We start from the raw sequence: 25,495 nt of genomic DNA on the forward strand, positions 1-25,495 counted from the left end.
CCGCCGGGGACCCGGCCCCTGGCACACCCCACCAGGACCCGTGGACCGCCCCCTGGGACACCAGCGGCACCGCCTCCTCCCCTTCCTGGACGGCCCCGGCCCAACCGTGGGAAACCCCGGTAGCACAACCCCCGCCCGACGACCCGGCCCTGCGCGCCGCCCTGATCGCCACCGCCTCCGAGCTGACGACCACGCACACGAACGTCTCGGAGCCGGTCCTGACCCGCCTCACCCGCCGCCGCAGGATCCGCGTGGCCACGTGGACGATGGTGTCCCTGGGGACGGTGGGCGCGTTCGTCGCCCTGGTGGCGGTGGGCGTGAACGCCATGGTGAGCAACATCGAGCAGCAGGTCACCGGCGACCAGGCCTCCCCCTACTCGAGCTTCGAGGCACAGGAGGAGCAGATCCCCGACCCGCTGGCCGCCGAGCTGGACGACCCGGTCCAGTACGCCACCACCGGCTACTGCCGCTCGGGCGGCACCAACCAGAAGGACCCGCTGCCCTGCGCCCAGTGGCGGCTGACGACCGCGACGGGCGACGAATGGCGGCTCCCGGGCGCCCGTGCCGGCTATGACGCGGACACCGGCGCCACGATGTCGCTGGCCCTCAGCCAGGACGGCCACCGCGCCGCCTACCGCAGGTCCGACGGCTCGTACGTGGTGCGGGACCTCCGTACGGGCGTCGTCAAGGTGATCGACGTAACGGACGAGCGGGCCACCCCGCACTTCAGGTCCTCCCCGAGCGGCCGCTACTTCTCCGTCTACTTCGAGGACGGCGGCGGCGCGACGCTGGACTTCGACACCGGCGTCACGCACTACGAGTTCGGCGAGCGGATCCGGATCCTGGCGGTGTCCGACGACGGCACCAGGGTGGTCGGCGAGAAGGAGGACGTCACCAAGGTCCCCGGCCACGCCTCCATCACCAAGCTCACGCTGAACGGCCCGGAGGGCCTCGACGGCGGCTACCGCGTCGACCCCGGCCTCCTGGAGTACGGCGGCGCGCTCTCCCCGGACGGTCGCCGGCTGGCCCTGGTGGCGGAGGACACGGAGCTCGTCGTCATGGACGCCCGCACGGGCCGCCTCACGGGCACCCGCGCGGACCTGGGCGAGTACGAGGTGGTGCAGGTCGAACGCTGGCTCGGCGCCGACGAGGTCCTCATCCGCCAGTTGGAGGACGACGAGTACACGCACCTGGTCAAGGTCGACGTGCGGTCGGGCACCACCACGGACGTCACGGACGGGGCGGTGTCGGAGGAGCTGTACTACGACGACCCGCTCGGCCTCTTCCGGGAATGAGCGAAGGGCCCCGCCACCCCCCGGCGAGGCCCTCCCGCGTCCACGATCAGACGGTCGTCCACGATCAGACGGTCTCGTAGACCTGCGCCTTGTCCTCCCCCGGAGCCACCGCCGCCTTGCGGGCCCGCAGCCCGGTCGCCGAGATCGCCAGCCCGACGAGGGCCAGCACCAGCGACACCACGATCGCCGCGCGCAGCGAGCCGATGGAGAGCGTCTCGCCGCCGCCCGAGGTGAGCACGGCGGTCACCACGGCCAGCACGATCGCGCCGCCCACCTGCCCGGAGGTGTTGAGCAGGCCGGAGGCCAGCCCCTGCTCGTCGTCGTCCACGCCGTTGGTGGCCTGGATGTTCAGGGAGGGGAACGACAGCGCGAACGCGATGCCGAGCAGGATCATGCCGGGGATGACCATGCCGCCCAGGCTGGGCGTGCGGTCGATGCCGAGGAACACGGCGTACCCGCCGGCCAGCGCGGCCGCGCCGATCACGATCAGCTTGCCGGTGCCGAACCGGTCCGCGAAGTCGCCCATCTTGGTCGAGGTGAGCGCAACGAGCAGGCCGGCGGGCAGGAACGCCATGGCGGTGCCGAGGGCGGACCAGCCCAGCAGGTTCTGGAAGTACTGCATGGCCACGAACTGGAAGGCCACGTACGAGCCCATGAGGATGAGCAGCCCCAGGTTGGCGCGCACGATGTGGCCGGAGCGCAGGATGCCGAGCCGCACCAGCGGGTGCCGCATCCTCAGCTCCGTGAAGACGAACAGGCCGAGCAGCACCGCCACGCCCACGAGCGAGCCGATCGTCCGCACCGAGGCCCAACCGGCCTCGGGCGCCTGCACGACCGTGAACACCAGCAGCAACATCGACGCGGTGATGGTCACGGCGCCGATCAGGTCGTGACCGCCCTCGGCCCGCTCCTCCCGGCCCCGCGGCAGCACCTTCAGCGCGGCGATCAGCGCGATGATCGCGACGGGCACCGGCATGAGCAGCGTCCACCGCCAGCCGATCTCGGTCAGCAGACCGGACAGCACGAGGCCAAGTGAGTAACCGCTCGCACCGCAGGCGGTGAAGATGCTCAACGCCTTGTTGCGCTCCGGTCCCTCAGGAAAAGTCGTCGTGATGATCGACAAGGCGGCAGGTGCGGTGAACGCGGCGGCCACACCCTTGATGAACCGGGCCGCGATCAGCAGCCCGCCATCGTCCACCAGACCACCGAACAACGACGCAACGGCGAAGACGCCCAGAGCGACCAGGAAAACCCTGCGCCGCCCGAGCAGGTCGGCGGTCCTGCCCCCGAGCAACAGAAGACCGCCGTAGCCGAGCACGTAGCCGCTGACCACCCACTGCAGAGAAGACGTGGTAAGGCCCAGGTCGTGCTGGATGGCGGGCAGGGCGACACCGACCATCGAGACGTCAAGGGCGTCAAGGAATATCACTGCGCAGAGCACGGCGAGCGCGCCCCAACGGGATGAGGAAGAGGACATGAGTCAGAACAATACATGCACTCGCATCTAATGCAAGCGCATTTAATGTCGTTGCATGAGTTTTATCGAAGTGGTAACCTCCGCGACATGGACGAGCAGTTCGTGGTGGAGACCTGGCACTACGTCCTGGCCAAGCACGCCAAGGCGATGTGCGCGCTGGAGCGCGAGCTGGGCGATCGGCACGGTCTGGGGCCTAGCGAGTTCGAGGTTCTGGACCGGATCGTCCATAACAACCGGAAGCTCCGGATCCAGGAGCTGTGCGACGAGGTCCACCTGAGCCAGAGCGCGCTGTCGCGGGTGGTGGCGCGGCTGGAGAAGGCGGCGCTGGTGTCGCGCGGGGTCTGCGACGAGGACCGGCGGGGCGTGTTCGTGTGCATCACGGACGAGGGCCGCGCCCGCCACGCCGAGGCGCTGCCCACCCACCGGGCCGTGCTGTCCGAGATCTTCGCCGACGCCCCCGCCCTGACCCCCTGACCCGCTTCCCCACCGACCGTGGCCGGGTCCTTTCGGCGAAAGGCGCAAAGGCACCGTAGCCGCGCCCCGCGCCCCGCGCAGGTGACCTTAGCCCTGGCCCCTCTCGGCTCTCAAGGGACCCCCAGGCCGGTCGGCGGGCCCCGGGACGCCTTCGCCCTCTCGTCCCCTCACTCCCCAGAGCCGAAGGGACCCCAGCCCGGTCGGTGGGCTGGGATCGGGAAGGGACCGGCAGGGGCTACGGGGCGGCGGTGATGCGGTCGATGATCAGCGGAAGCTGCTCCTCGCCGGCGTCACCCACCGCATACCCCCCGTCCAAAGCCTCAAGAGCCCGCTCGAACCGCCCCGTCTCATCCGCGTGCAGTGTCATCAACGGCTGCCCCGCCCGCACCAGATCCCCCGGCTTGGCGTGCAGCACCACCCCGGCCCCGAAGGACACCGGATCCTCCTTACGCGCCCGCCCGGCCCCGAGCCGCCAGGCGGCCAGCCCCACGGCGTACGCGTCCAGCCGGGTCAGCACCCCCGAGGACGGCACCTCCACGGTCATGGTCTCCGCCGCGCGAGGCAGCAGCGCGTCCGGGTCCCCGCCCTGCGCGGAGATCATCCGCCGCCAGGCGTCCATGGCCGAGCCGTCCTCCAGCGCCTTCTCCGGATCCTTCCCGGACGACACCCCGGCGGCCTCCAGCATCTCCCTGGCCAGCCGCACCGTCAGCTCCACCACGTCGGCGGGCCCGCCGCCGGCCAGCACCTCGACCGACTCCTCGACCTCCAGGGCGTTCCCCACGGCCCGCCCCAGCGGCCGGTCCATCGCCGTCATCAGCGCGACCGTCCGCACCCCGGCGTCGGTCCCGAGCGCGACCATGGTCTCGGCCAGTTCCCGGGCCATCGGGACCGTCTTCATGAACGCCCCGGAGCCCACCTTCACGTCGAGGACGAGCGACCCCGTCCCCTCGGCGATCTTCTTCGACATGATCGACGACGCGATGAGCGGGATCGACTCGACCGTGCCGGTGACGTCGCGCAGGGCGTACAGCTTCTTGTCGGCGGGAGCCAGGCCCGACCCGGCGGCGCACACCACGGCCCCCGCCGAGCGCAGCACCTGCAGCATCTCGGAGTTGGACAGCGAGGCCCGCCAGCCGGGGATCGACTCCAGCTTGTCCAGGGTGCCGCCGGTGTGGCCGAGCCCGCGGCCGGAGAGCTGCGGCACGTACGCCCCGCAGGCGGCCACGAGCGGCGCCAGCGGGAGCGTGATCTTGTCGCCGACGCCGCCCGTCGAGTGCTTGTCGGCGGTGGGCCGGTCGAGCTCGGACCAGTCCATGCGCTCACCGGAGCGGATCATGGCCTGCGTCCAGTCGGCGATCTCGCGCCGGTTCATGCCGTTCAGCAGGATCGCCATGGCCAGCGCGGACATCTGCTCGTCGGCCACGACGCCACCCGTGTACGCGTCGATCACCCAGTCGATCTGGGCCGTGGTCAGCTCGCCCCGGTCACGCTTGGCGCGGATGACCTCGATGGCGTCCATCAGGCGCTCCTGCTGAGGTCCTGCGGCCCGAACGCGTACGGCAGGATCTTGGCCATCCGCTTCGGCCCGTCCTCGGTCTCGACCAGCAGCTCCTCGCCGCCGAACTCGTACAGGAGCTGGCGGCAGCGGCCGCACGGCATCAGCAGCTCGCCGTGGCCGTCCACGCAGGTGAAGGCCACCAGCCGGCCGCCGCCGGAGCTCTGCAGCGCCGAGACGAGGCCGCACTCGGCGCACAGGCCCAGCCCGTAGGAGGCGTTCTCGACGTTGCAACCGGTGACGATCCGCCCGTCATCGACCAGCGCCGCCGCCCCCACCGGAAATTTCGAGTACGGCGCGTACGCGTTCCGCATGGCCTCCGCGGCCTCGTCCCGCAGGCCGTTCCAGTCGATGTTCAATGTTGTTCCCCCCGGCGATAGCGCACGCCGTCGGCCTTGGGCATCCGCAGGCGCTGCGAGGCGACCAGGAGCACGAGCAGCGTGAGCACGTGTGGCGTGATGAAGACGAACTCTCTCTCCAGCTTGTCGACGACCAGCCAGAGCCAGAACAGGACGACCGCGCCCAGCGCGGCGACGGCCATCAGGGTGTACTGCCTGGCGCGCCCGGCCACCAGCTCGACGGGCCGGTCGGGCGCCGTCAGGCGGCGGACCTGCAGCCCCAGGTAGATCAGCAGCAGCACTGCCCCGAACAGGAAGAACGAGGTGACCGCGCCTTCGCTGCGCAGGCGCAGACCTTCGGTGTACCCGAACAGCGCGGCACCGACCGCGAGCCCGCCGGGCCGCCAGTTGCCGAAGATCATGGCGGCCAGGCCGATGAAGCCGCGCCCGGCCGTCTGGCCCTCGACGTACTTGTTGGAGACGAAGACCAGGAACACGCCGCCGAGCCCGGCGAAGGCGCCGGAGATGACGACCGCGAGGTACTTGATCCGGTAGACGTTCACGCCCAGCGACTCGGCCGCCCACGGGTTCTCGCCCGCCGAGCGCAACCGCAGGCCGAAGGACGTGTGCCAGAGCACGAAGAACGTCAGCGGCAGCAGCAGCACGGCCAGGATCACCAGCACGTTCACATTGTGCGTCAGTCCGCGCAGGATGCCGGCCACGTCGGACAGCAGGAACCAGTGGGTGCTCTCCAGCTTGCCGAGCAGGTCCGGACCGTCGGAGAGCAACGGCAGGCTGGGCTCCCACGTCTTCCCGGTGATGGCGGGCGAGGTGGTGATGCCCGCGCCCGCTTCGGAGGCCGGGGTGCCCTCCTTGTAGAGCACCTCGGACAGGAAGCGGGTGATGCCGGGGCCGAGCAGGTTGATGGCGACGCCGCTGATGATGTGGTCGACGCCGAACGACACGGTCGCGATCGCGTGCAGCAGCCCGCCGAGCGCGCCGCCGAGCAGCCCGGCGGCCAGCGCGGCCACAGGGCCCCACTGGTATCCGGCCCAGCCCGCGAACCAGGTGCCGAGCACCATCATGCCTTCGAGGCCGATGTTGACCACGCCGGCCCGCTCGGCCCACAGGCCGCCGAGACCGGCCAGGCCGATCGGCACCGCCAGCAGCAGGCCGGCGGCGAACGTGCCGGAGGAGGTGATGTCGTTCTGGCCGGACACCATCCGCACCAGCGACATCAGCAGGATGAGCGCCGCGACGCCGATGAGCGCCACGTGGTATTTGCCGACCCGGGTCATGCTGTCACCTCAACCGGAGTGTTCCTGCCGAGCTGCTGGGCCGCCCGCCGCTCTTCGAGTCTCAGCGCGAACCGGTTCGTCACCTCGTTGGCCACGACGACCAGCAGGACGATGGCGCCCTGGATGATCGTGACGACGGAGGCGGGGATGTCCGCGAACTGCAGCGCGCCCTGCGCCCGGTCCAGGAACGCGAACAGCAGCGCGGCGATCGCGATGCCGACGGGCTTGTTCCGGCCGAGCAGCGCCACCGCGATGCCCAGGAAGCCCAGGCCGGCGGTGAAGTTGGAGTTGAAGGCACCCCGGGAGCCGAGGATCTCGGGCAGGCCGATGAGGCCGGCGATCGCGCCGGACATCACCATCGCCGAGATCACCATGGTCTTCGGGTTGACGCCCGAGGCGAGCGCGGCGGGGCCGTTGAGCCCGCTGGCCTTGACGTTGAAGCCGAAGCGGGTGCGCTCCAGCACCAGCCAGACCACCACGCCGAGCACGACGGCCACGAGGAGGAAGCCCCAGAGACCGCCTTCGCGGGTGGGCCGCACCAGCCCGAACCAGTCGAACACGAAGTTCAGGTCGGGGAACATGGCCGAGTCGGGAAGCTTCGGCGTGGTCGTGGAGAGGTCGCCCTCGGCGCGCTGGCCGGCGAAGGGGCCGCGGACGAGGAAGGCCGCCAGGTTGATCGCGATGAAGTTCAGCATGATCGTGGCGATGACCTCGTTCACCCCCCTGGTCACCTTCATGACGGCGGGGATGAGCGCGTACAGGCCGCCGACCAGCGCCGCGACCACGATGATTACCGGGATCTGGATCCAGGCCGGCGCGGCGAACGTGGAGCCGACATAGGCCGCGCAGATGGCCGCGATCCGGTACTGGCCCTCGACGCCGATGTTGAAGAGGTTCATGCGGAAGCCGACGGCCACCGCCAGACCGGCGATGAACAGCGGCACCGCCCGGTTGAGGAGCGTGGCGATGGAGTTGGACTCCGCCCGCGCGGTCTCCCCGAAGTTGAAGAAGGCGCCCAGGGCGTCCAGCGGGCTCCCGCCCGCGACGACGATCGCCACGCTGCAGATCGCGATCGCCAGGAGGATGGCGATGACGGCGCCGGCGACGGTGAGCAGCGCCCGGTTGAGCCCGGCGGGCATCACGTCTCCTCAGTACCGGCGATGGCGCCGGTCATGTAGCCGCCCAGCCGCTCGGGCGTGATGTCGGAAGGATCGAGCGCGGCAACGAGCCGCCCACGGTAGATGACCTGGATCGAGTCGGACAGGCCGATCAGCTCGTCGAGGTCGGCGGAGATGAGCAGCACCGCCAGCCCGGCGGCGCGGGCGTTGCGCAGGTGGTCCCAGATCGCGGCCTGGGCGCCGACGTCCACGCCGCGCGTGGGGTGGGCGGCGATGAGGAACGCGGGCTCACCGCTCATCTCGCGGCCCACGATCAGCTTCTGCTGGTTGCCGCCCGACAGGGCCAGGGCCAGGGTCTCGACGCCGGGGGTGCGTACGTCGTACTCCTTGACGATGCGCTCGGTGTCGGCCCTCGAGGCCCGCCGGTCGACCCAGATGCCGTTGCGCGCGGGCTTCCTGGTCTGGTGCCCCAGCACGCGGTTCTCCCACAGGGACGCCTCCAGGAGCAGGCCCTGGCGGTGCCGGTCCTCCGGGATGTAGCCGATGCCGGACTCGCGGCGCTTGAGCGTGGACCAGGCGCTGATGTCCCGGCCGTCCAGCTCGATGCCACCGTGCGCCGGGCGGATGCCCATGATGGCCTCGATCAGCTCGGACTGGCCGTTGCCCTCGACACCGGCGATGCCGAGGATCTCGCCCTTGTGGATCTCGAACGACACGTCGTCGAGGAGCAGGCGCTTGCCGTCCTCGCGCAGCTTGGCCACGTACGTGCCGACCGGGGTGCCCTTCGGCGCCGGGTGGTGGCCGTCGGCCTCCATCGTGAGGTGCGAGACCCGCAGCGCGACCGTGTCGGTCACGGTGGACTCGCGGGTCTCGGGCGTGGGCAGCTCGCTGCCCACCATCAGCTCGGCCAGCCGGCGGGCGGTGACCTGGCTGGGTTCGACGCTCGCGACGGTGGTGCCGCGCCGGATGACGGTGATCGCGTCGGCGATGTCGAGCACCTCGTCGAGCTTGTGCGAGATGAAGATGACCGTCAGGCCCTCGGCCTTGAGCTCGCGCAGGTTCTGGAAGAGCTCCTCGACCTCCTGCGGCACCAGCACGGCCGTCGGCTCGTCGAGGATGAGGATGCGGGCGCCCCGGTAGAGGACCTTGAGGATCTCCACGCGCTGGCGGTCGCCGACGCCGAGGTCCTCCACCAGCTTGTCGGGATCGACCCGCAGGCCGTGGGTGGCGGCCAGGTCGGTGATGCGCCTGCGCGCCGCGGCCGTGTCGAGCACGCCGGCCGTCGTGGGCTCGGCCCCGAGGACGATGTTCTCGAGCACCGTGAAGTTGTCGGCGAGCATGAAGTGCTGGTGCACCATGCCGATCCCGACCGCGATGGCGTCGCTCGGCGTGCGGAAGCTGACCTCCGTGCCGTTGATCCTGATGGTGCCCTCGTCCGGCTTCTGCATGCCGTACAGGATCTTCATCAGGGTCGATTTGCCCGCGCCGTTCTCCCCCACGATGGCGTGCACCGTGCCGGGCTGGACGGTGATGCGGATGTCGTGGTTCGCGACGACACCGGGGAAACGCTTGGTGATGCCCTCCAGCTCTACGGCGGGTTTCACCGTGGCCAAGGTGTCAGCACTCATTTGCCTCTCCTACAGGGGGGCGGCATAGGCAGAAGGCCCGAAGTCAGGACTCCGGGCCCTCGGCTGTCTCTCCTGCCCCGATTTACGGCTTGGCAGGAACCGTGATCTTGCCGTCGACGATGTCCTTCTTGGCAGCGTCGAGCTTGTCCTTGATGTCGTCGATCTCGCCACCGGTGGTGGACAGGCCCACGCCGTCGACCTTCAGGTCGTAGGTGACGTTCGAGCCGCCCTTGGTACCGCCCTGGAAGGCCTTGATGAACTCGAACACGCCGACGTCGACGCGCTTGAGCATCGAGGTCATGATGACCGACTGCAGGTCGGTCTCCTTGACCGTCTGGCGCTGGTCGGAGTCGACGCCGATGGCCTTCTTCTTGGCCGCGGCCGCCGCCTGGAACACGCCGAGGCCGGAGTCGCCGGAGGCGTGGTAGACGATGTCCGCGCCGTCCTGGTACATCTTCTCGGCCGCGACCTTGCCCTTGTCGGGGGCCTTGAAGCCGGTGAAGTCACCGTCGGGGGTGAGGTAGCTGATGTCGATCTTGGCGTCCGCCTTGACCGACTTCACGCCGGCCACGAAGCCGGCCTCGAACTTCTTGATCAGGTCGCTCTCGACGCCGCCGACGAAGCCGACGTGGCCGCTCTCGGACTTGGTCGCCGCGGCGACGCCCGCCAGGTAGGAGCCCTGCTCCTCGGCGAACAGCAGGCCGGTCACGTTGGGCGCGTTGGAGGCGGAGTCGACGACCGCGAACTCGATGTCCGGGTATTCGGTGGCCGTCTTCTTGATGTCCTCGGCGTAGGCGAAGCCGACACCGATGATCGGGTTGTAGCCCGCGTCCGCGAGCTGGCGCAGCAGGTCGCCGCGGTTGGAACCGTCGGCGGACGGGCTGAGCTCCTTGATCTCCGCACCGAGATCCGTCTTTGCCTTCTCCAGGCCGGCGTATGCGGCGTCGTTGAAGGACTTGTCGCCACGCCCGCCGACGTCGAACGCCAGACCCACCTTGAGCGAGCTCTTCGTGGCTTCGCTGCTGGCGCCGCCGGTCGGCTCCTGACTGGCCGCCGTGGTGCCCCCACCATCGCCGCCACAAGCGGCTGCTGCCATGAGCATGACACCGGCCACCGAGCCGAGCATCATCCTGTTGAATCGCTTGCCGAGCAAGGCGACTCCCTTCCATTTCCCCGCCGCCGAATCTCATCGCAGGCGCGAAGAAACGTACGGCACCTGCACGGAAGATAGTTGCTTGACCAGGGCGAACCAAACTGGCGCACAGGGTCGCAACCTGTCCGTTATCGACATCACTCGCGTCCGTGACCTGAATCCCGGTTCAGGCACACGGTACGCCCGTGGAAAGTTTTGCCCAACTTTGGTACACGATCACCCCTTGCCCGAGAGCCGATCGTGACGGATGTTCCCAGCGACGGTGAAATCTCGCATCGGAGTTCTGCATGCACCCTCGGAAGGCCCTTCGGGCACTCGCCGTGCCGCTGGCCGCGTTACTCGTCGCGTCCATCACCGGCGTCCCACCCGCCTCGGCCGGCACCCCCGCCATCAAGATCGAGAACAACGCCACCCAGCCCGTCTTCTCCCGCGCGGACGCCGTCAAGCAGACGGTGTTCGTCGAGGTCGCGGGGACCGACAGCGACAACGACGGCGCACCCGACCGGGTGGCCGTGGACATCCTGCGGCCCAAGGAGACCGACCAGGGACTGAAGGTCCCGGTGATCATGGAGGCGAGCCCGTACTACGCCCCCGGCAACGACGTCGCGAACCACCCCGTGGACGTGGACGAGAACGGCAACCCGCTGCCCGCCCTGACCGCCCTGTCGGCCAAGCCGGCCGCCGAACCGTTCGACGGCTACTACGACAACTACTTCCTGCCCCGCGGCTACGCCATCGCCCTGGTCGAGAACCTCGGCAGCGCCCGCGCCACCGGCTGCCCGACCTCCGGTGACCGCAACGAGACGGCCGGCCCGAAGGCCGCGATCGACTGGCTGAACGGCCGCGCCAAGGGCTTCGACGCCGAGGGCCACCCGGTCGAGGCCACCTGGTCGACGGGCAAGGTCGGCATGATCGGCGTCTCGTACAACGGCACCCTGCCCAACGCCGTCGCCGCGACGGGCGTGGAGGGCCTGGAGACGATCGTGCCGATCGCCGCCATCTCCAGCTGGTACGACTACTACCGCGCCAACGGCGGCGTCCTGGCGCCCGGCGGCTTCCAGGGCGAGGACCTGGACGTGCTCGCCAAATACGTACTGACCAGGGAGAACGGCCAGGAGGCCTGCGGCGACGTGATCGACGGGATCACCGCCACCCAGGACCGGATCACCGGCGACTACAGCCCCCTCTGGGACGCCCGCAACTACCTCAACGACGTGCGCAAGGTCAAGGCCAGCGTCTTCGTGGTGCACGGGCTCAACGACTGGAACGTCAAGACCAAGCAGTTCGCCCAGTGGTGGTACGCCCTGTCCAAGCGGCACGTGCCGCGCAAGATCTGGCTGCACCAGGGCACCCACATGAACCCCTTCAGCCTGCGCACGGTCGAATGGCTGCGCCAGCTCCACGGCTGGTTCGACCACTGGCTGTACGGCATCGACTCGGGCATCATGCGCGAGCCCCAGGCGGACGTGGAGATCGCCGCCGGCCAGTGGGCCCAGCACGCCTCGTGGCCGCTGCCGGGCACCGCGACCGTGCCCCTCTTCCCGGGCTCCGGCTCGACGCTCGGCCTGCTGCCCCGCCCGCGCTCGCCCGAGGAGTCGTTCGTGGACCAGAAGGTCAGGACAGCCGAGCAGCTCGTGGAGGCGACGGGGGCCGATCCGAACCGGCTGGCGTGGACGACCGGCGCGCTGCCCGCCGACGTGCGGATCTCGGGAACGCCCACGGTGTCGGTGCGGGCCTCGCTCAAGGACGGCGCGTCCCCGTACCTGACGGCACTGCTGGTGGACTACGGCACCGACGTCCGCCCGAACGGCACCCTGCTCTCGACCGGCCAGTCCTACTGCTACGGCCAGGGCGTCCCGGGTGACACGGGCTGCACCACCCTCCGGACGCTCGGCACCGCGACGACCCCGTACAAGATCGTCACCCGGGGCTGGCTCGACGTCCGCAACCGCCACCGCCCGGACCGCACCGAGCCCCTACGGCCCGGCAAGGACTACACGTTCACCTGGGACTTCCAGCCGACCGACTACTTGTTCAAGAAGGGGCACCGGCTCGGCCTGGTGATCATCTCCACCGACTACGACTACACCCTCCGCTACCCGCCAGGCACCAAGATCACCGTATCCCCCGCCCAGTCCGCCCTCCGCCTGCCCGTGACCCTGGGCAAACTGCTCTGAACGACCGCCTCACAAAGGCGGCCACGCTTTCCTGCGCGCGCCCGGCTGTCCACCAGCCGGGCGCGCCCCTTGCGCGAACCGGGCCCCGCACTCCGCGACGCGGCACGCGAGACCCGAAGTACGGCCGGGTGGGGAGGAACAGGGGTCAGGCGGAGACGGAAAAGGGCATGTCAGGCCAGGGCGGAGGTGACCGGGTCCAGCGGCCCGACCTCCCACAGCGCCGTCAGCGCCGTGGCGGCCAGGACCCGCACGCCCATCGCGATCGCCTTCTCGTCCACGTCGAACGTCCCCTGGTGGATGTCATACGTCACCCCGTCGGGCGACCGCGTCCCGAGCCGGGCGAACGCCCCCGGGATCGACTCCAGGTACCAGGCGAAGTCCTCGCCCCCGAGCGACTGCTGCGTGGGGACGACCGCCCCGGCGCCCAGCACGCGCTCGGTGGCCTCGGCCAGCATCTCGACGCTGACCTCGTCGTTGACCACCGGCGGCACCCCGCGCGTGTAGTCCATCGTGGCCTCGACCCCGTAGGCGGCCGCCACCGACTCCAGCAGCGACTTGATCAGGTCGGGCGCGGCGTGCCAGGCGGTCTCGTCGAGGCAGCGCACCGTGCCCTCGGCCACGCCGTCGTCGGGGATCGCGTTGGCCGCCGAGCCGGCCTCCACCTTGCCCCAGACGAGGCTGAGCGAGGAGCGCGGGTCGACGCGCCGCGACAGGGCCGCGGGCAGTTCGGTGAGGATCTTGGCCAGGGCGAAGACCAGGTCGGCGGTCAGGTGGGGGCGGGCGGTGTGGCCGCCGGGGCCGGAGACCCTGATGACGATCTTGTCGCAGGCGGAGGTGATCGGGCCGGGCCTGAGCCCGACCTGGCCCACGTCCACGCGCGGGTCGCAGTGGAGCCCGAAGATGCGGTCCACGCCGGCGATGCCGCCCTGGGACATGACCTCGAGCGCGCCGCCGGGCAGCTCCTCGGCGGGCTGGAAGATCAGGCGTACGCGGCCGGGCAGCAGACCGGCGGCGGCCTGCTGGGCGAGAAAGAGCGAGGTGCCGAGCAGCGCCGAGGTGTGCACGTCGTGACCGCAGGCGTGGCAGGCACCGTCCACGGTCGAGCGGTAGGCGACGTCCTTCTCGTCCTGCAGGGGCAGCGCGTCGATGTCGGCGCGCAACGCGATGGTCGGCCCGTCGCCGCTGCCCACGTCGCAGATCAGCCCCGTGCCCTGGGTGAACACCGTGGGCTTCAGACCGGCGGCGACGAGCCTGTCGGCGATCCGCTGGGTCGTACGATATTCGGCGAAGGCCAGCTCAGGGTGCATGTGGAGATCGCGGCGGAACGCCACGAGATCCTGCTCGGTCTCCGCCAGGAACGCGTCGAGTTCCCCCCGCAGCTCACGTCCCCGCATATGTCACCGTCCCGTCCCATGCCGCGCGCCCCAGATGTGCTGGCCATCGCGGCTCATGCCCTGTAAAAATCTCCATCCCGCGGTGGCCACCCGGTTTGAGCGGCCGCTCGGCGAACCAAAAGGCACACCCAGTGGGTACGGTGCGCGAGATCGTCAGCACGGGCTTCGCGGTCATCGGTTGTGATTGCCGCCGCTCCAGCCCGGGAGCACAGCGGTCGGCCGTGAGCCCGATGGCGATGCCTCGACTTTATCGCTCCCCTGCGACTCCGCGCCGACAGATACACCAAAAGTTAGCCGACGGCAGGGCCGAAACCGCAGGTCGTCACGTTCCGCATACGCGCGGCTGATCCGGAAATAGTCACAAGGGATCAGTAGATCGTGACCCGATGCTGTCACTTCAAACGTGGTCAGCGATTCCGAATCCTGTCACCTTCTGTCATGGTCATGACACTCCAACGATGGCTGCATTTGAGAAGAATGCGTGTTTCACTCGCTGTATGATCACTAATATCCCGTTCGGGGAGAAGAGTGCTGGGTTGAGCATCTTCGAGCCGAGTGAGGGGACCCTGGTGGTCGTACCCTCGCTCTCCCTCCCGCAGGATGAGCTCCGCCGCATCACGGCGGCCAGGTCGTACGAGGAGCGCCTGCTGTTCCTGCTGCTCACGCTCCGCGAACCCAAGGTCAAGGTGGTCTACCTCTCCTCCGCGCCCATCGACCCCGACATCGTCGACTACTACTTCGCGTTCCTGCCCGACCCGGATGACGCCGCCAAGCGTCTCACGCTGATCAGCCTCGACGACCCCTGGTCCCAGCCGTTGACCAGGACCCTGCTCGATCGCCCCGACGTCATCGAGCAGTTACGCTCGGCGATCGACGGTGACGCTTGGCTGGTGCCGTTCGTCCTCAGCGAGCTCGAGGAGGAGCTCGCCTCGTTACTCAACGTTCCCCTCTACGGACCGGCAACGTCCCTTTCCTATTACGGCTCCAAGAGCGGGGCCCGGGAAGTGGGACACGAGGCGGGTGTGCCGATGGCGCGCGGCTTCGCCGGCGTGCACTCGGCGCTCCAGATCGAGGAGGCGATGGAGGCCCTGCCCGGCGAGCGGGTGATCGTGAAGCTGAACGACGGGTACTCCGGTCTCGGCAACGCGATCGTCACGAAGGCCGACAGGTCGCTCACCAGCTTCTCCGCAGCCGGCGAGACCTGGGCCAACTTCACCGCGAAGATCCGTGACCGGGGGGCCGTGGTCGAGGAGTTCATCGAACATCGCCCGCTCTACTACCCGAGCGCGCTGGCTCAAATCACGCCCGGCGGTCAGGCTCAGGTGCTGGCCACGCACGACCAGGTGCTGGGTGGCAACAACGGCCACGTCTACCAGGGCTGCACGTTCCCCGCGGCGCCCGAGTACCGCGCCGAGGTGGGCGCGTCGGCCGGCCGGATCGCGCAGGTCCTGGCCGAGCGGGGAGTGGTCGGGCTGTTCGGGATGGACTTCTTCGCGCTGAAGGCCGACGCCGGGTACGCGGCGCTGCTGTGCGAGATCAACCTCCGGATCGGCGGCACCACGCATCCGTTCGGCGCCGCCGTGCTGACGACCGGGGCCACGTACGATCAGGCCACCGGTCACCTCATGTCTGGAAATCAGCCGAAGTTCTACACCGCAACCGACAACTGCGCTTCGTCCTGCCTGCGCGGGCGCACCCCGGGTGAGGTGATGCGGACGGCGGACCGGCTCGGCATCGGCTTCGACGCCGAGCGGCGCACCGGAAACGTGTTCCACCTGCTCGGCGCGATCCCCGAGTACGGCAAGCTGGGCTTCACCTCGATCGGTAACTCACGCGAGGAGGCCGACGAGCTGCACGCCCTCACCCGGCGTCTCCTCTGCGGCCCCTGACCGAGCCCCCGACCGTGCCCCCCGCCGAGCCCCCTGCCGAGCCCCCCGCTGAGGAGCCCCGCAGGCCGCGCCAGCCGATGATCCCCAACACGATGGCGAGGATGATGTTCACCGCGATCAGGATCCCGTGCACCACGTAGAAGCTGGTCGGATGCCCATCGGCCAAGTTAAACCCCAGGTTCACCCACTCGAAGATCATGAATACGCCCAGGATGATGAGGAATCCGGCGATCTTTCGTGACACATGTACCTCTCTAGTATCGAAGGTGGATCTTCGGGGGATGTGTCGCCACATGGGCATTAACACGGAGCTACGCTGAGACCGCCATGTGGACGAAACTCGTGCCGGTCACGGCACTCATCGCCTCGGTCTCGCTCACCGGCGGGACCGCATATGCCGAACCGACGACGCCGGTCGGCGGCGAGGCGCTGGGCAGCCGCGGACTGGTTGTCCCCGCAGGCGTCAAGAAGCCGCCCAAGAGCAAGGCTACTTCGTACGTCATCGCGGACGCCGGAACGGGGCAGGTGCTCGCCGCCAAGGACGCCCACGGGCGCTACCTGCCGGCCAGCACGCTCAAGACGCTGACCGCACTCACACTGATCCCCAAGCTCGACAAGAACCGCAAGATCCGGCCCAGCCAGAACGCCTGCAACCAGGAGGGCAGCGCGGTCGGGCTGTCGCCCAAGGCGACGTACAAGGTCGACGACCTGTTCAAGGCGCTGATGATGTCGTCGGGCAACGACGCCGCGATGGCCCTGGCCGAGACGAACGGCGGCCTGGCCAAGACCATGAGTGACATGAACGCCGAGGCCAAGCGGCTGCAGGCGTACGACACCGTGGCCAAGACGCCCAGCGGCCTGGACAAGCCGGGGCAGAGCAGCTCGGCGTACGACCTGGCGCTGATCGCCCGCGCCGGCCTCGCCAACCCCGAGTTCCGGCGCTACATCAGCACGAAGACCAGCAAGTTCCCGGCGCCCAAGGGCCACTACGAGATCAGCAACCACAACAAGCTGCTCTGGCGCTACCAGGGCATGGTCGGCGTCAAGAACGGCTGGACCTCGAAGGCGCAGGCCAGCTTCGTGGGCGCGGCCACCCGCGGCGGCCACACGATCGTGGTGAGCATCATGCGGCACCAGGGCGGCTTCTGGGACGAGATCACCCAGCTGCTCGACTGGGGATTCTCGGTGCGCGGCAAGGCCGCCCCGGTCGGTCAGCTCGTGGACCCGCTGCCCGCGTCGGCGCTCGCCGCGCCCCAGCAGCGCCCGTCCGCCGCCGCCCCCGCCTCGCCGGGCACCTCGGTCACGCCGGCCGCCCAGCCGCCGCTGCTGGACACCGCCGCCTCCAAGCAGACCGACTCGACCAAGACGGTCGGCTCGCTGGTGATCGGCGGCGGGCTGCTGTTCGGGCTGATCTGGCTGGGGTACGGGATCCGCCGCAAGCGCGGCCGCTCACGCCTCTGACGGCCGGCCGGCCTCCTCGACGGAGCGAGCCGGGCCCTCCGCGGAGGGCGCCGGCTCCTCGGTGAACGGGACCGGCGAGGGCGCCGGCGGCGGGCACAGCCCCGAGGTGGCGGTCCAGGCGGCGACGAAGAGCACGAGCCGGGCCGAGAAGTTGATCCAGACCAGCAGGCCGACGATGACGGCGAACGTACCGTAGACCGGGTTGCCCAGGGTGGTGGCCAGCAGCAGCGTCGCGATCTGCTTCAGCACCCCGAACCCGATCGCGCCGAGCAGCGCCCCTTGGGCGATCACCCGGAACGGCCGGGTCGGCCGGGCCACCCAGCCGAGCAGGATCACGAACAGCACCCAGTCCGCCCCCACGCTCGCCGTCACGCCCGCGGCCCTGAGCCCGAGGTTGGCCAGCATGTCCGCGCCGCCGAAGACGGCGTGCACGACCTTGTCCGTGGCCGTCGTGGCGAACCCCGCGACCAGCACGGACACGATCGCCGTCAGCCCCAGCATGATCAGCGAGGCCAGGTCGCGCAGCTTGCCGAGGAAGAAGTTCAGCGGGGGCGTGGTGGCCATCGAGATGTCCCGCAGCGCCCCGCGCAGCGCGTCGAGCGCGCCGAGCCCGGCGTACAGGAGGCCGAGCAGGCCGATGATCCCGGCGGTCTCCTTGGCCCTGGCGATGGCCTTGATGTCGAGCTGGGCGGAGATGCCCGGCAGGCGTTCGACGATGGCCTTCTCCAGGGCGTATCTGGTCTCATCGCTGGTCGCCACCACGAACCCGAGCACCGCGTACGCCAGCGCCACCAGCGGGAAGAAGGACAGGAAGGCGAAGTAGGTCACCGCGCCGGCCAGCCGGTCGCCGGACTGGAGCTGGTAGCGCTGCGCCGCGCGGACGAGATGGTCGAACGACAGCCTGCGCACCCGCCAGTCGTCGAGCTTGCCGCGCCCCCATGCCTTAACCGACTCGACGCGCTCCGTCAGACTCGCCATGACACCCTCTTCCCAGGGATCTCCTACCCCAGGCCCGGGTGACGATCACGTACGAGCCACCGCGCCCGCGCTCCGCGCCAGGGCCGCCAGGACCGCCGCCAGGTCGTGATGGAGCAACTGCCCACCACTCTTGACGACACGCCCCGCGACCATGACCGTCTCCACACAACCGAGGTCGGCGTTCAGCACGACGGCGCCGATCGGGTCGTGGGCGGCCGCCATGCCCAGCGTGTCGGTGCGCAGGAGCATCAGGTCGGCCTGCTTGCCCGGCCGCAGCGAGCCGACGACGTCGGCCATGCCGAGCACCTCTGCGCCCTCGATGGTGGCCATGCGCAGCGCGTCACGGGTGGTGAAGCCGAGCCCGGCGCCGCCGGGGCGGCCGCGTTCGAGCAGGTGAACGGCGCGCATCAGGGAGAACATGTCGCCGGGCGAGCAGACCACGGTGTCGGCGCCGAGCCCGGCCGGGATGCCCGCCGCCCGGATCCGCCCGGTGGCCGGGTAGCCCATCGCCAGGTTCATCTCGTCCACGGGCGCGAGCGAGACGCTGCCGCCGTTCGCGGCGATGCGCTTGAAGTGCTCGTCGGTGTAGTGCAGGGCGTGCACGAACGTGGTGGGAACGTCGAGCAGCCCGTTGGACTCCAGGAACGCCAGGCCGTCGGCGGCGCCCTCCGGAGTGTGCCCCAGGTGCGCGGTGACCGGCAGGCCCAGCTCGCCGGCCAGCCGCCATTCCACCAGCGCGCGCTCGGGGCCCGCGATCTCCGGTCCCAGGGCCGCGAGGGCCATCGTGACCAGGCCGGAGGCGTCCGGGAGCTGCTCGCGTACGCGCCGGGCCCCGCTCGCCAGGCCGGCCGGGTCGCCGCCGTGGCAGAAGCCGAACACGGCCCTGACGCCGGACTCGCGCAGCGCCCGGACGGCGGAGTCCGTGTGGTCGGGGGTGAGCTGGATGTGCGACCAGTCGAGCAGCGTGGTGACGCCCGCGTCGAGGCACTCCAGCGCGCCCGCGAGGTTGCCGGCGTGGACGTCCTCCGGCCGGAAGCGGGGTGCGAACTCGCCGATGACGCGCCGCAGGTAACCGGGGAAGTCGACGTCGGGCGCGGCCGCCCTGATGGCCGCCTGCCAGGTGTGCCGGTGGGTGTCGACGAAGCCGGGGAGCACGATCCGCCCGGTCGCGTCGATCACCTGCGCGCCCGGGACCTCGGGCAGGCCGGGGCCCACCTCGGCGATCACGTCGCCCTCGATCCGCACGTCGGCGTGGCCGAGGACGACGGGCTCCGGCTCGGTGTCGATGACGAGGCCGTTCCTGATCAGTTGGGTGATTACCATAGTGAAAAGCTTAGAGAGAAGCTTTTCAGAAAGCAATCTGATGATGGGTATTCTCGATGGCGTGAAACCGGATGAGATCGACGCGTTGGTGCCCGGCTGGCAGGAGGCGGGCATGTCGTCGTCGCTCATCGCCGCACTCGAGCTGAGCAAGCGGGCCTCCCGGCTGCACCTGCACTTCGAGCAGGCGATCAAGGCCGAGCTGTCGGAGCTGGGGCTGACCTACGCCGAGTTCGACGTGCTGACGGCGCTGAACCGGGCGGCGCCGCCGTACCGGATGAAGCCGAGCGAGTTGTCGAAGTCGCTGCTGCTCACCTCCGGGGGGATCAGCAACGTCCTGCAGCGGCTGGCGGCGGCCGGATACGTGGAGCGCGAGGCCAACTCCGGTGACGCCCGCAGCCGCTGGGTCCAGCTGACGGACAAGGGGCGCCTGCGGGCCGAGGCGGCGCTGGAGGCCTCGGCGCGGGCGCACGAGGACGTCACGGCGGGGATCCCTGAGGAGACGGTGCGGCAGGCGGCGGACGTGCTGCGCGCGGTCCTCACTCCGATGAGCCGCCGCCGCTACCGCTGAGCCCGCCCCCATGCCCGGCTACAGTCCGTGGCGCGCGGCCCAGGACGTGATGGCCGCGGCGATCTCCTCCGGCCGGTCCTCCGGCGCGTGGTGGCCGGCCGGGCCGCAGTGCTCGGTCTCCAGGGCGGCGATGTTCTCCGCGCACCAGGCCGCCATCGCCTCCCCGACCAGCAGCGTCGGCGACGAGTCGAACGTGAGCAGCAGCTTGGGCACGTCGTCGCTGCTCGCCAGCCACTTGCCCGAGCCGTCCAGGCGGGCGGCCACGTCGGCGGGCTCGCCGTCGATCGGCAGCGACCGCGCCCACTCCAGCAGCGGACGGCGGCTCTCCCGGGTGGGGTAGGGCGCCAGGTACGGCTCCATCTCCTCCTGGCTCAGGCTCGTCAGCACCCCTCCGGTGAACGCGGTCTCCACGAGGAAGTTCCGGTCGAGCACCAGCGATTCCCCCTCGGGACCGCGGATCAGCTCGGCCCGCGCACGCGGCCCCTCGCCCAGCTCGTCCCAGCTCATCCCACGGACGATCGTCTCCATGAAGGCCACGCCCCGCACCCGCTCCGGGTGGCGGGCCGCCCAGTCGAACGCCAGCGCGCCGCCCCAGTCGTGCCCGACCAGCACCACACCGTCCAGGCCGAGCGCGTCGAACCAGGCGTCGAGGTAGCGGGCGTGGTCATCCATCCGGTACGGCACGTCCGGCTTGCCCGAGCGCCCCATGCCGATGAGATCGGGGGCGAGCAGCCGGCGGCCGGGCCGGGCGACCCCGGGCAGCACGTTTCGCCACAGGCGGGACGAGGCGGGATTGCCGTGCAGGAAGACGAAGGGCACACCCTCCCCCGCGTCCTCGTAGTACATCGCGGAGTCCAGCACATCGAGCTCAGGCATGATCGATCCTTTTCGTTCGTTTGACTAACATTCGTGGCACTAACGAAATTACACCGTTAGTCGCACTAACGCAACAGATAAGATCGCCCGCATGACGGACCCGATGGACGAACAACTCACCCCGGCCCCCCTGCGCAAGGTGCCCAGCCGGATGTTGTCGCTGGTCGCCACGCACGCCGACCGGCTCGTCACCGAGGGCCTGGCCGGAGCGGACGCCCGCAAGTGGCACTACGCCGCGCTCATGGCGCTGCGCGCGTCCGGCCCGGTGAGCCAGGCGGAGCTGAGCAGGATCACCGGGATCTACCGCAGCGACCTGGTCGCCGTCATCAACGAGCTCACCGAGCGCGGCCACGTCGAGCGCGCGCCGGACCCCGCCGACCGCCGCCGCAACGTCATCACCATCACCGAGCAGGGGCGCCGGCACCTGGAGCGGCTGCAGCGTCTCATGGCGGAGCTCCAGGACGACTTCCTGGCGCCCCTAAGCGGACCGGAACGCGAGCAATTCACGGATTTTCTCGCCCGCCTGCTGGCCCACCATTCGCGGCGTCGTGGGGCCTGAGCAGGGCCGAAACCATGGCAGCGGAACATCGGGAGCCCTAGCCTGAGGGGAGTTGGGACCGATCCAGGAGGCGTCGCGCCTATGGCCGAAATCAGCACCGGGCAGATGGTCAGACTCCAGCGCGAGCGAAGGGGCATGAGCACCACCGCGCTGGCGACCCAGTCCGGCTGCACCCCCAGGCACATCGAGCTGATCGAGCACGGCAAACGAACACCCTCGCTCCCCCTCCTGCGGGAGATCGCCAAGGTGCTGGGCGTACGCACCGCGGTGCTCTTAGGCGAGACCCCGCGCGACTCCCACGAGCCGAGCAGGCCGCAGATCAGCGACATCGAGCGGGCCCTGTTCACGTGCCGGTCGCTGGCGCCCGACATCGAACCGCCCGACGTCGAGCAGCTCTCCGAACGAGTGGCCGCGGCCCGCAACGCCTGGTTCACCTCGACGCGCCGCTACTCGATCCTGATGGCCGCGCTGCCGTCGCTGGTCACCGACGCCGAGAGCCTGGCCCTGGAGCGCACACCGGGCGCGCACAGCGTGGCGACGGACGCGTACCTGCTGGCCAGGGGGGTGCTGAAGCACCTGCGGCGGGTCGATCTGGCGCATCTCGCGGCCGACCGGGCCATGCGGTTCGCCGAGGAGTCCGGGGATCCGCTGATGATCGCGTGGGCGTACTGGAACCTGGGGCAGTCGATGTTGTCGGACGACATGCACCAGATCGCGTACGACGTCGCGCGGCGCGGCATCGAGCTGCTGGAGCCGCACGTCGGCGACGGCGACCAGCGCCACCTCAAGGCGCTCGGCGCGCTGCACCTGCTCGCCGCGATCGGCGAGGCCCGCATGGGCGACGACGACGGGGCCAGGGAGCGCGTACGCGGGCCGGCGGCGCAACTGGCCGAGCGGGTCGACGACTCCTCGGGCGTCTACGACCTGGCCTTCTTCGGCCCCACCAACGTCGCCATCCACATGGCCAGCATCGAGAACGACACCGGCCGCCCGGAGGCGGTGCTGCACATCGCCGACGACATCGACCTGCGGCGCACGCCGTCCATCGAGCGGCGCACCACCCACCTCGGCCACGTCGCCCGCGCCTGCGAGGACCTGGGCGACGACGCCGCCAGCCTGCTCCACCTCCTGCGAATAGAGCGTGAATGCCCGGAAGAGCTCGACCACAAGCTGCTGTTGAGGGAGATGGTCCGCTCGCTGGCACGGCGGGCGCGGCCGTCGTGGGCGCCGGAGGTGCGCTACCTGGCCGAGCGCCACGACATCCCGATCTGAGCCGCCCGGCGGGCGAACTCAGAGTTCGGTCACCACGAACAGGGAGATCTTGCGCCCGAGTTCGTCACGGACAGGCGCGCGGGTGCGACTCTGCGTCCATGACCACAGCGCCGACTGCCGATTTCGTCATGGAACGCCTGCTCCAGGAGGCCACCCGAGAGTTCCCCGGGTGGTCCTTCGTACGAGATCATTCGGGCTGGACCGCCATACGCGACGAGACCCGGCTCACCCGGCCCAGCCTGGCCGCCCTGCGTGCCCTCCTACGCGTGCACCGGGCGGCGCAGCGGAGATGACCGGCACGCCCTTCGAGGGCCCCTGGGCCGGCTCGCCGCCCGAGAACGACCATCCTCTGGCGAGGCGGCAGCTCGAGGTCCTGCGGTCCACGTATCCGGCGTGGGAGATCCATTTCCGCATCGACGCGGCCGGCGCGCCCAGGTGGACGGCCGAGCTGCGGCGGCCGATCACGGCGCAACTGACGGCCGGCGGAGTACGGGAACGCATCGGCGGCCCTGACGCCATCACCCTCGCCTCCGCCCTGGCCCACCAGTCGTCCCTCCTCCACAACGGCCGGACCGCCTGGCCACCCGCCTGACCACCCCCCTGCCCGGCTTCCCATCCCTCTCCGGGGAAGCCGGGCCCGAGCGGAAAGCGTCAGCCGGTGGTGGACGGCAGCACCCTGGCAGCCAGGCCCGATATGACGGCGGCCACCTCTCCGGGGGCCTTGGCGTGGGCCGAGTGGCCCTGGCCGGACAGCACCACCCTCGACGCGGCCGGCAGCACCCGCTCCAACGCGTCCAGCCGCTCCCCCAGGTGCCCCGGGCTCCGGTCGCCCCCCAGCAACACCACCGGCGCGCTGATCTCCGCGTAGGCGCCGAGCCGGACGCCGAGGGAGTCCATGGCGGCGTTGTCCTCGATCTGCCGGGGAGCCAGTGCCCGCATCCTCGGCGACACCGACACGAACCAGCCCACCAGCAGGGCCGCCCAGGCCGGCAGCCCCACGGTGTCGCGCACGAAGATCCGCATCGCCCGGCCCGGCCGCCCGGCGGCGATGGCGGCCCGGGTCCGGGTGTGGACCTCGCCGTGCGGTCCCCCGAGCGGCGGTCCGATCACCGCCGGCGGCTCGTACAGGACCGCCCCGGCGAACGCCGACGGCGCCGCCACCATGGCCTCCAGCGCGATCACCGCCCCGGAGGAGTGCCCCGCGACCAGCACGGGCCCGCCGCCGACGGCCGCCACCACCGCGAGCACGTGCTCGACCTCCTGCGCGACGGTGCAGGGCGGGAGGTCGAGCCGGTATTGCCGCCGGTGCGGGCGGACGACCCGGTAGCCGGGGGTCAGCCGCTCGGCCACCTTCCGCCAGGAGGCGCCGTCGTCCAGGCCGGGGTGCAGGACCAGGATGACGGGCCCGCTCCCCTCGTCGACGGCCCGCGCCTCGGTCCCGTCGGCCGCCTTCGCCGTCATTTCCATGGCCTCTCCTTAGCATCGCTAAGTGCAACTTAGCGCCGCTAAGCCGCCCTGACAACCGGCCCGCCTCGGCGGCCGGCGGCGAGCCCTTCGATGGGAGAGGCGTACGCGACCGCGGCCGGCAAAAACGAAAGCCGGGCACGCCGCTTGATCGGCGTGCCCGGCCCTGAAGGTCGGGAAGGTTACAGCTTGGGCAGGAAGCCCACCCGGTCACGGACCTGCGCCATGGTCTCCTTGGCCACCGCCGCGGCGCGCTCCGCGCCGATCGCCAGCATGCGGTCGAGCTCCACCTCGTCGGACAGCAGCTTCTCCGTGCGCTCCCTGATCGGCGCGAACGTGTCGGCCACGGCCTCCGCCACGTCCTTCTTGAACGTGCCGTAGCCCTGGCCTTCGTAGCGGGCCACCAGCTCGGGGATGGGCGTGCCGGTCAGCGCCGACTGGATGCGCAGCAGGTTGGAGATGCCCGGCTTGTTCTCCTCGTCGAACAGCACCTCCGAGCCCGTGTCCGTCACCGCCCGCATGATCTTCTTGCGCAGCGGCCCGGGCTGCTCCAGGACGTCGAGGATGCCCGCCGGGCTCGACGACGACTTCGACATCTTCGCCGTCGGGTCCTGGAGGTCGGTGATCTTCTCGACCTCCTTGAGGATGTAGGGCTCCGGCAGCGTGAACGTGTCGCCGAACCGGTGGTTGAACCGCTGGCCCAGGTCGCGCGTGAGCTCGAGGTGCTGCTTCTGGTCCGCCCCGACCGGGACCCGGTTGGCCTGGTAGATCAGGATGTCGGCGGCCTGCAGGATCGGGTAGGTGAACAGGCCGACGCTGGCCGCGCTCTCCCCGAACTTGGCCGACTTGTCCTTGAACTGGGTCATCCTGGCCGCCTCGCCCATGCCGGTGAGGCAGATCAGGATCCAGGCCAGCTCGGTGTGCTCGCGCACGTGCGACTGCACGAAGACGGTGGAGCGCTCGGGGTCGAGCCCCGCGGCGAAGAGCTGGGCCGCGGCCACGCGGCTGCGTCGGCGCAGCGCGGCGGGCTCGGTCGGCACGGTGATCGCGTGGAGATCGACCACGCAGTAGAACGCGTCGTGGGTCTCCTGCATAGTGACCCACTGGCGGACCGCACCCAGGTAATTGCCCAGGTGGAAGGAGTCCGCTGTGGGCTGGATGCCGGAGAGTACACGAGGTCTGGCCATAGCAGGCAATT

The 25,495-nt window shown here is 70.2% G+C and carries 24 protein-coding genes; 10 read left to right on the forward strand and 14 right to left on the reverse strand.

The window, feature by feature from the left end:
- Nucleotides 1-1,295, forward strand: a 1,295-nt coding sequence (locus ACTWPW_RS13725; RefSeq protein ID WP_443168944.1) for a hypothetical protein, incomplete at its 5' end; no start/stop codon positions are given.
- Between the two features lie 64 nt (nt 1,296-1,359).
- Here the strand turns inward: ACTWPW_RS13725 and ACTWPW_RS13730 are convergent.
- Nucleotides 1,360-2,772, reverse strand: a complete 1,413-nt coding sequence (locus ACTWPW_RS13730; RefSeq protein ID WP_375116724.1) for an MFS transporter — start codon at nt 2,770-2,772, stop codon at nt 1,360-1,362.
- Nucleotides 2,773-2,859: 87 nt separating this feature from the next.
- On the opposite strand from ACTWPW_RS13730, the gene ACTWPW_RS13735 reads away from it, so the two are divergent.
- Complete coding sequence (locus ACTWPW_RS13735; RefSeq protein ID WP_375116723.1) at nt 2,860-3,246, forward strand: MarR family winged helix-turn-helix transcriptional regulator; 387 nt, start codon at nt 2,860-2,862, stop codon at nt 3,244-3,246.
- A 235-nt stretch (nt 3,247-3,481) separates the two neighbouring features.
- Here the strand turns inward: ACTWPW_RS13735 and ACTWPW_RS13740 are convergent, their stop codons facing one another.
- The 6 genes from ACTWPW_RS13740 to ACTWPW_RS13765 form a co-directional block, all read right to left on the reverse strand.
- Nucleotides 3,482-4,765 (reverse strand): thymidine phosphorylase, encoded by a 1,284-nt coding sequence (locus tag ACTWPW_RS13740; RefSeq protein WP_364112614.1) that lies wholly within the window; start codon nt 4,763-4,765, stop codon nt 3,482-3,484.
- Nucleotides 4,765-5,160 carry a cytidine deaminase gene (locus ACTWPW_RS13745; protein WP_443168945.1) on the reverse strand — a complete coding sequence of 132 codons (396 nt, stop codon included), beginning with the start codon at nt 5,158-5,160 and terminating at the stop codon, nt 4,765-4,767. Before ACTWPW_RS13745 ends, ACTWPW_RS13740 begins: the two co-directional genes overlap by 1 nt.
- Complete coding sequence (locus ACTWPW_RS13750; RefSeq protein ID WP_375116721.1) at nt 5,157-6,437, reverse strand: ABC transporter permease; 1,281 nt, start codon at nt 6,435-6,437, stop codon at nt 5,157-5,159. Before ACTWPW_RS13750 ends, ACTWPW_RS13745 begins: the two co-directional genes overlap by 4 nt.
- Nucleotides 6,434-7,576 (reverse strand): ABC transporter permease, encoded by a 1,143-nt coding sequence (locus ACTWPW_RS13755; protein WP_375116720.1) that lies wholly within the window; start codon nt 7,574-7,576, stop codon nt 6,434-6,436. The genes ACTWPW_RS13750 and ACTWPW_RS13755 overlap by 4 nt, the downstream gene beginning before the upstream one ends.
- On the reverse strand, nt 7,576-9,183 hold the full coding sequence (locus ACTWPW_RS13760; RefSeq protein ID WP_375116719.1) for an ABC transporter ATP-binding protein: 1,608 nt from the start codon (nt 9,181-9,183) through the stop codon (nt 7,576-7,578). Before ACTWPW_RS13760 ends, ACTWPW_RS13755 begins: the two co-directional genes overlap by 1 nt.
- A gap of 82 nt (nt 9,184-9,265) precedes the next feature.
- Nucleotides 9,266-10,336: a BMP family lipoprotein gene (locus ACTWPW_RS13765; protein ID WP_364112624.1), complete on the reverse strand. Its 1,071-nt coding sequence runs from the start codon at nt 10,334-10,336 to the stop codon at nt 9,266-9,268.
- A 287-nt stretch (nt 10,337-10,623) separates the two neighbouring features.
- Here ACTWPW_RS13765 and ACTWPW_RS13770 point away from each other — a divergent pair, with 287 nt between their 5' ends.
- On the forward strand, nt 10,624-12,513 hold the full coding sequence (locus tag ACTWPW_RS13770) for a Xaa-Pro dipeptidyl-peptidase (protein ID WP_443168946.1): 1,890 nt from the start codon (nt 10,624-10,626) through the stop codon (nt 12,511-12,513).
- A gap of 170 nt (nt 12,514-12,683) precedes the next feature.
- Here the strand turns inward: ACTWPW_RS13770 and ACTWPW_RS13775 are convergent, their stop codons facing one another.
- Nucleotides 12,684-13,907, reverse strand: coding sequence for a M20 family metallopeptidase (locus tag ACTWPW_RS13775; RefSeq protein WP_375116717.1), 1,224 nt, complete (start codon nt 13,905-13,907; stop codon nt 12,684-12,686).
- Nucleotides 13,908-14,443: 536 nt separating this feature from the next.
- Here ACTWPW_RS13775 and ACTWPW_RS13780 point away from each other — a divergent pair.
- Nucleotides 14,444-15,796, forward strand: a complete 1,353-nt coding sequence (locus ACTWPW_RS13780; RefSeq protein WP_375116716.1) for a peptide ligase PGM1-related protein — start codon at nt 14,444-14,446, stop codon at nt 15,794-15,796.
- On the opposite strand, the gene ACTWPW_RS13785 is transcribed toward ACTWPW_RS13780, so the two are convergent.
- Nucleotides 15,768-16,040 carry an SCO4848 family membrane protein gene (locus tag ACTWPW_RS13785; protein ID WP_443168947.1) on the reverse strand — a complete coding sequence of 91 codons (273 nt, stop codon included), beginning with the start codon at nt 16,038-16,040 and terminating at the stop codon, nt 15,768-15,770. The genes ACTWPW_RS13780 and ACTWPW_RS13785 overlap by 29 nt on opposite strands.
- Nucleotides 16,041-16,123: 83 nt before the next feature.
- Here ACTWPW_RS13785 and ACTWPW_RS13790 point away from each other — a divergent pair, with 83 nt between their 5' ends.
- Entirely contained in the window at nt 16,124-17,257 is a 1,134-nt protein-coding gene (locus ACTWPW_RS13790) for a D-alanyl-D-alanine carboxypeptidase family protein (RefSeq protein WP_375116714.1), read from the forward strand.
- Here the strand turns inward: ACTWPW_RS13790 and ACTWPW_RS13795 are convergent.
- Nucleotides 17,246-18,235 carry a YihY/virulence factor BrkB family protein gene (locus tag ACTWPW_RS13795; RefSeq protein WP_443168948.1) on the reverse strand — a complete coding sequence of 330 codons (990 nt, stop codon included), beginning with the start codon at nt 18,233-18,235 and terminating at the stop codon, nt 17,246-17,248. The genes ACTWPW_RS13790 and ACTWPW_RS13795 overlap by 12 nt on opposite strands.
- 45 nt (nt 18,236-18,280) lie before the next feature.
- Nucleotides 18,281-19,558, reverse strand: a complete 1,278-nt coding sequence (locus tag ACTWPW_RS13800; RefSeq protein ID WP_443168949.1) for an amidohydrolase family protein — start codon at nt 19,556-19,558, stop codon at nt 18,281-18,283.
- Nucleotides 19,559-19,619: 61 nt separating this feature from the next.
- On the opposite strand from ACTWPW_RS13800, the gene ACTWPW_RS13805 reads away from it, so the two are divergent.
- Entirely contained in the window at nt 19,620-20,126 is a 507-nt protein-coding gene (locus ACTWPW_RS13805) for a MarR family winged helix-turn-helix transcriptional regulator (RefSeq protein WP_375116711.1), read from the forward strand.
- An 18-nt stretch (nt 20,127-20,144) separates the two neighbouring features.
- Here the strand turns inward: ACTWPW_RS13805 and ACTWPW_RS13810 are convergent, their stop codons facing one another.
- Nucleotides 20,145-21,002 carry a haloalkane dehalogenase gene (locus ACTWPW_RS13810; RefSeq protein ID WP_375116710.1) on the reverse strand — a complete coding sequence of 286 codons (858 nt, stop codon included), beginning with the start codon at nt 21,000-21,002 and terminating at the stop codon, nt 20,145-20,147.
- A 91-nt stretch (nt 21,003-21,093) separates the two neighbouring features.
- Between ACTWPW_RS13810 and ACTWPW_RS13815 the strand changes: the two genes are divergently transcribed.
- The 4 genes from ACTWPW_RS13815 to ACTWPW_RS13830 all read left to right on the forward strand — a co-directional run bounded on the left by ACTWPW_RS13815 (nt 21,094) and on the right by ACTWPW_RS13830 (nt 23,425).
- The gene (locus tag ACTWPW_RS13815) at nt 21,094-21,561 is read left to right on the forward strand and encodes a MarR family winged helix-turn-helix transcriptional regulator (protein ID WP_375116709.1); all 468 of its coding nucleotides are present in this window, start codon (nt 21,094-21,096) and stop codon (nt 21,559-21,561) included.
- 81 nt (nt 21,562-21,642) lie between these two features.
- Entirely contained in the window at nt 21,643-22,833 is a 1,191-nt protein-coding gene (locus ACTWPW_RS13820; RefSeq protein WP_375116708.1) for a helix-turn-helix domain-containing protein, read from the forward strand.
- Nucleotides 22,834-22,931: 98 nt separating this feature from the next.
- A complete protein-coding gene (locus ACTWPW_RS13825) occupies nt 22,932-23,126 on the forward strand; it encodes a hypothetical protein (protein WP_364112648.1) in 195 nt (64 codons plus the stop codon).
- On the forward strand, nt 23,123-23,425 hold the full coding sequence (locus ACTWPW_RS13830; RefSeq protein ID WP_443168950.1) for a hypothetical protein: 303 nt from the start codon (nt 23,123-23,125) through the stop codon (nt 23,423-23,425). The genes ACTWPW_RS13825 and ACTWPW_RS13830 overlap by 4 nt, the downstream gene beginning before the upstream one ends.
- A 59-nt stretch (nt 23,426-23,484) precedes the next feature.
- On the opposite strand, the gene ACTWPW_RS13835 is transcribed toward ACTWPW_RS13830, so the two are convergent.
- Together ACTWPW_RS13835 and trpS are read right to left on the reverse strand one after the other, a co-directional pair.
- Complete coding sequence (locus ACTWPW_RS13835) at nt 23,485-24,300, reverse strand: alpha/beta fold hydrolase (protein WP_375116706.1); 816 nt, start codon at nt 24,298-24,300, stop codon at nt 23,485-23,487.
- A gap of 179 nt (nt 24,301-24,479) precedes the next feature.
- Nucleotides 24,480-25,484: a tryptophan--tRNA ligase gene (gene trpS, locus ACTWPW_RS13840; protein WP_364112654.1), complete on the reverse strand. Its 1,005-nt coding sequence runs from the start codon at nt 25,482-25,484 to the stop codon at nt 24,480-24,482.
- Nucleotides 25,485-25,495 lie beyond the last annotated feature (11 nt).

It is taken from the genome of Nonomuraea sp. KM90 (assembly GCF_052246675.1).
Taxonomy (GTDB): Bacteria; Actinomycetota; Actinomycetes; order Streptosporangiales; family Streptosporangiaceae; genus Nonomuraea.

What these genes read in the sequence shown, in the direction of transcription:
- ACTWPW_RS13800 (WP_443168949.1), bottom strand. Translation starts at nt 19,558, where the DNA reads ATGGTAATCACCCAACTGATCAGGAACGGCCTCGTCATCGACACCGAG.
- ACTWPW_RS13835 (WP_375116706.1), bottom strand. Translation starts at nt 24,300, where the DNA reads ATGGAAATGACGGCGAAGGCGGCCGACGGGACCGAGGCGCGGGCCGTC.
- ACTWPW_RS13795 (WP_443168948.1), bottom strand. Translation starts at nt 18,235, where the DNA reads ATGGCGAGTCTGACGGAGCGCGTCGAGTCGGTTAAGGCATGGGGGCGC.
- ACTWPW_RS13775 (WP_375116717.1), bottom strand. Translation starts at nt 13,907, where the DNA reads ATGCGGGGACGTGAGCTGCGGGGGGAACTCGACGCGTTCCTGGCGGAG.
- ACTWPW_RS13730 (WP_375116724.1), bottom strand. Translation starts at nt 2,772, where the DNA reads ATGTCCTCTTCCTCATCCCGTTGGGGCGCGCTCGCCGTGCTCTGCGCA.
- ACTWPW_RS13755 (WP_375116720.1), bottom strand. Translation starts at nt 7,576, where the DNA reads ATGCCCGCCGGGCTCAACCGGGCGCTGCTCACCGTCGCCGGCGCCGTC.
- ACTWPW_RS13770 (WP_443168946.1), top strand. Translation starts at nt 10,624, where the DNA reads ATGCACCCTCGGAAGGCCCTTCGGGCACTCGCCGTGCCGCTGGCCGCG.
- ACTWPW_RS13760 (WP_375116719.1), bottom strand. Translation starts at nt 9,183, where the DNA reads ATGAGTGCTGACACCTTGGCCACGGTGAAACCCGCCGTAGAGCTGGAG.
- ACTWPW_RS13750 (WP_375116721.1), bottom strand. Translation starts at nt 6,437, where the DNA reads ATGACCCGGGTCGGCAAATACCACGTGGCGCTCATCGGCGTCGCGGCG.
- ACTWPW_RS13810 (WP_375116710.1), bottom strand. Translation starts at nt 21,002, where the DNA reads ATGCCTGAGCTCGATGTGCTGGACTCCGCGATGTACTACGAGGACGCG.
- trpS (WP_364112654.1), bottom strand. Translation starts at nt 25,484, where the DNA reads ATGGCCAGACCTCGTGTACTCTCCGGCATCCAGCCCACAGCGGACTCC.
- ACTWPW_RS13790 (WP_375116714.1), top strand. Translation starts at nt 16,124, where the DNA reads ATGTGGACGAAACTCGTGCCGGTCACGGCACTCATCGCCTCGGTCTCG.
- ACTWPW_RS13825 (WP_364112648.1), top strand. Translation starts at nt 22,932, where the DNA reads ATGACCACAGCGCCGACTGCCGATTTCGTCATGGAACGCCTGCTCCAG.
- ACTWPW_RS13820 (WP_375116708.1), top strand. Translation starts at nt 21,643, where the DNA reads ATGGCCGAAATCAGCACCGGGCAGATGGTCAGACTCCAGCGCGAGCGA.
- ACTWPW_RS13815 (WP_375116709.1), top strand. Translation starts at nt 21,094, where the DNA reads ATGACGGACCCGATGGACGAACAACTCACCCCGGCCCCCCTGCGCAAG.
- ACTWPW_RS13740 (WP_364112614.1), bottom strand. Translation starts at nt 4,765, where the DNA reads ATGGACGCCATCGAGGTCATCCGCGCCAAGCGTGACCGGGGCGAGCTG.
- ACTWPW_RS13830 (WP_443168950.1), top strand. Translation starts at nt 23,123, where the DNA reads ATGACCGGCACGCCCTTCGAGGGCCCCTGGGCCGGCTCGCCGCCCGAG.
- ACTWPW_RS13735 (WP_375116723.1), top strand. Translation starts at nt 2,860, where the DNA reads ATGGACGAGCAGTTCGTGGTGGAGACCTGGCACTACGTCCTGGCCAAG.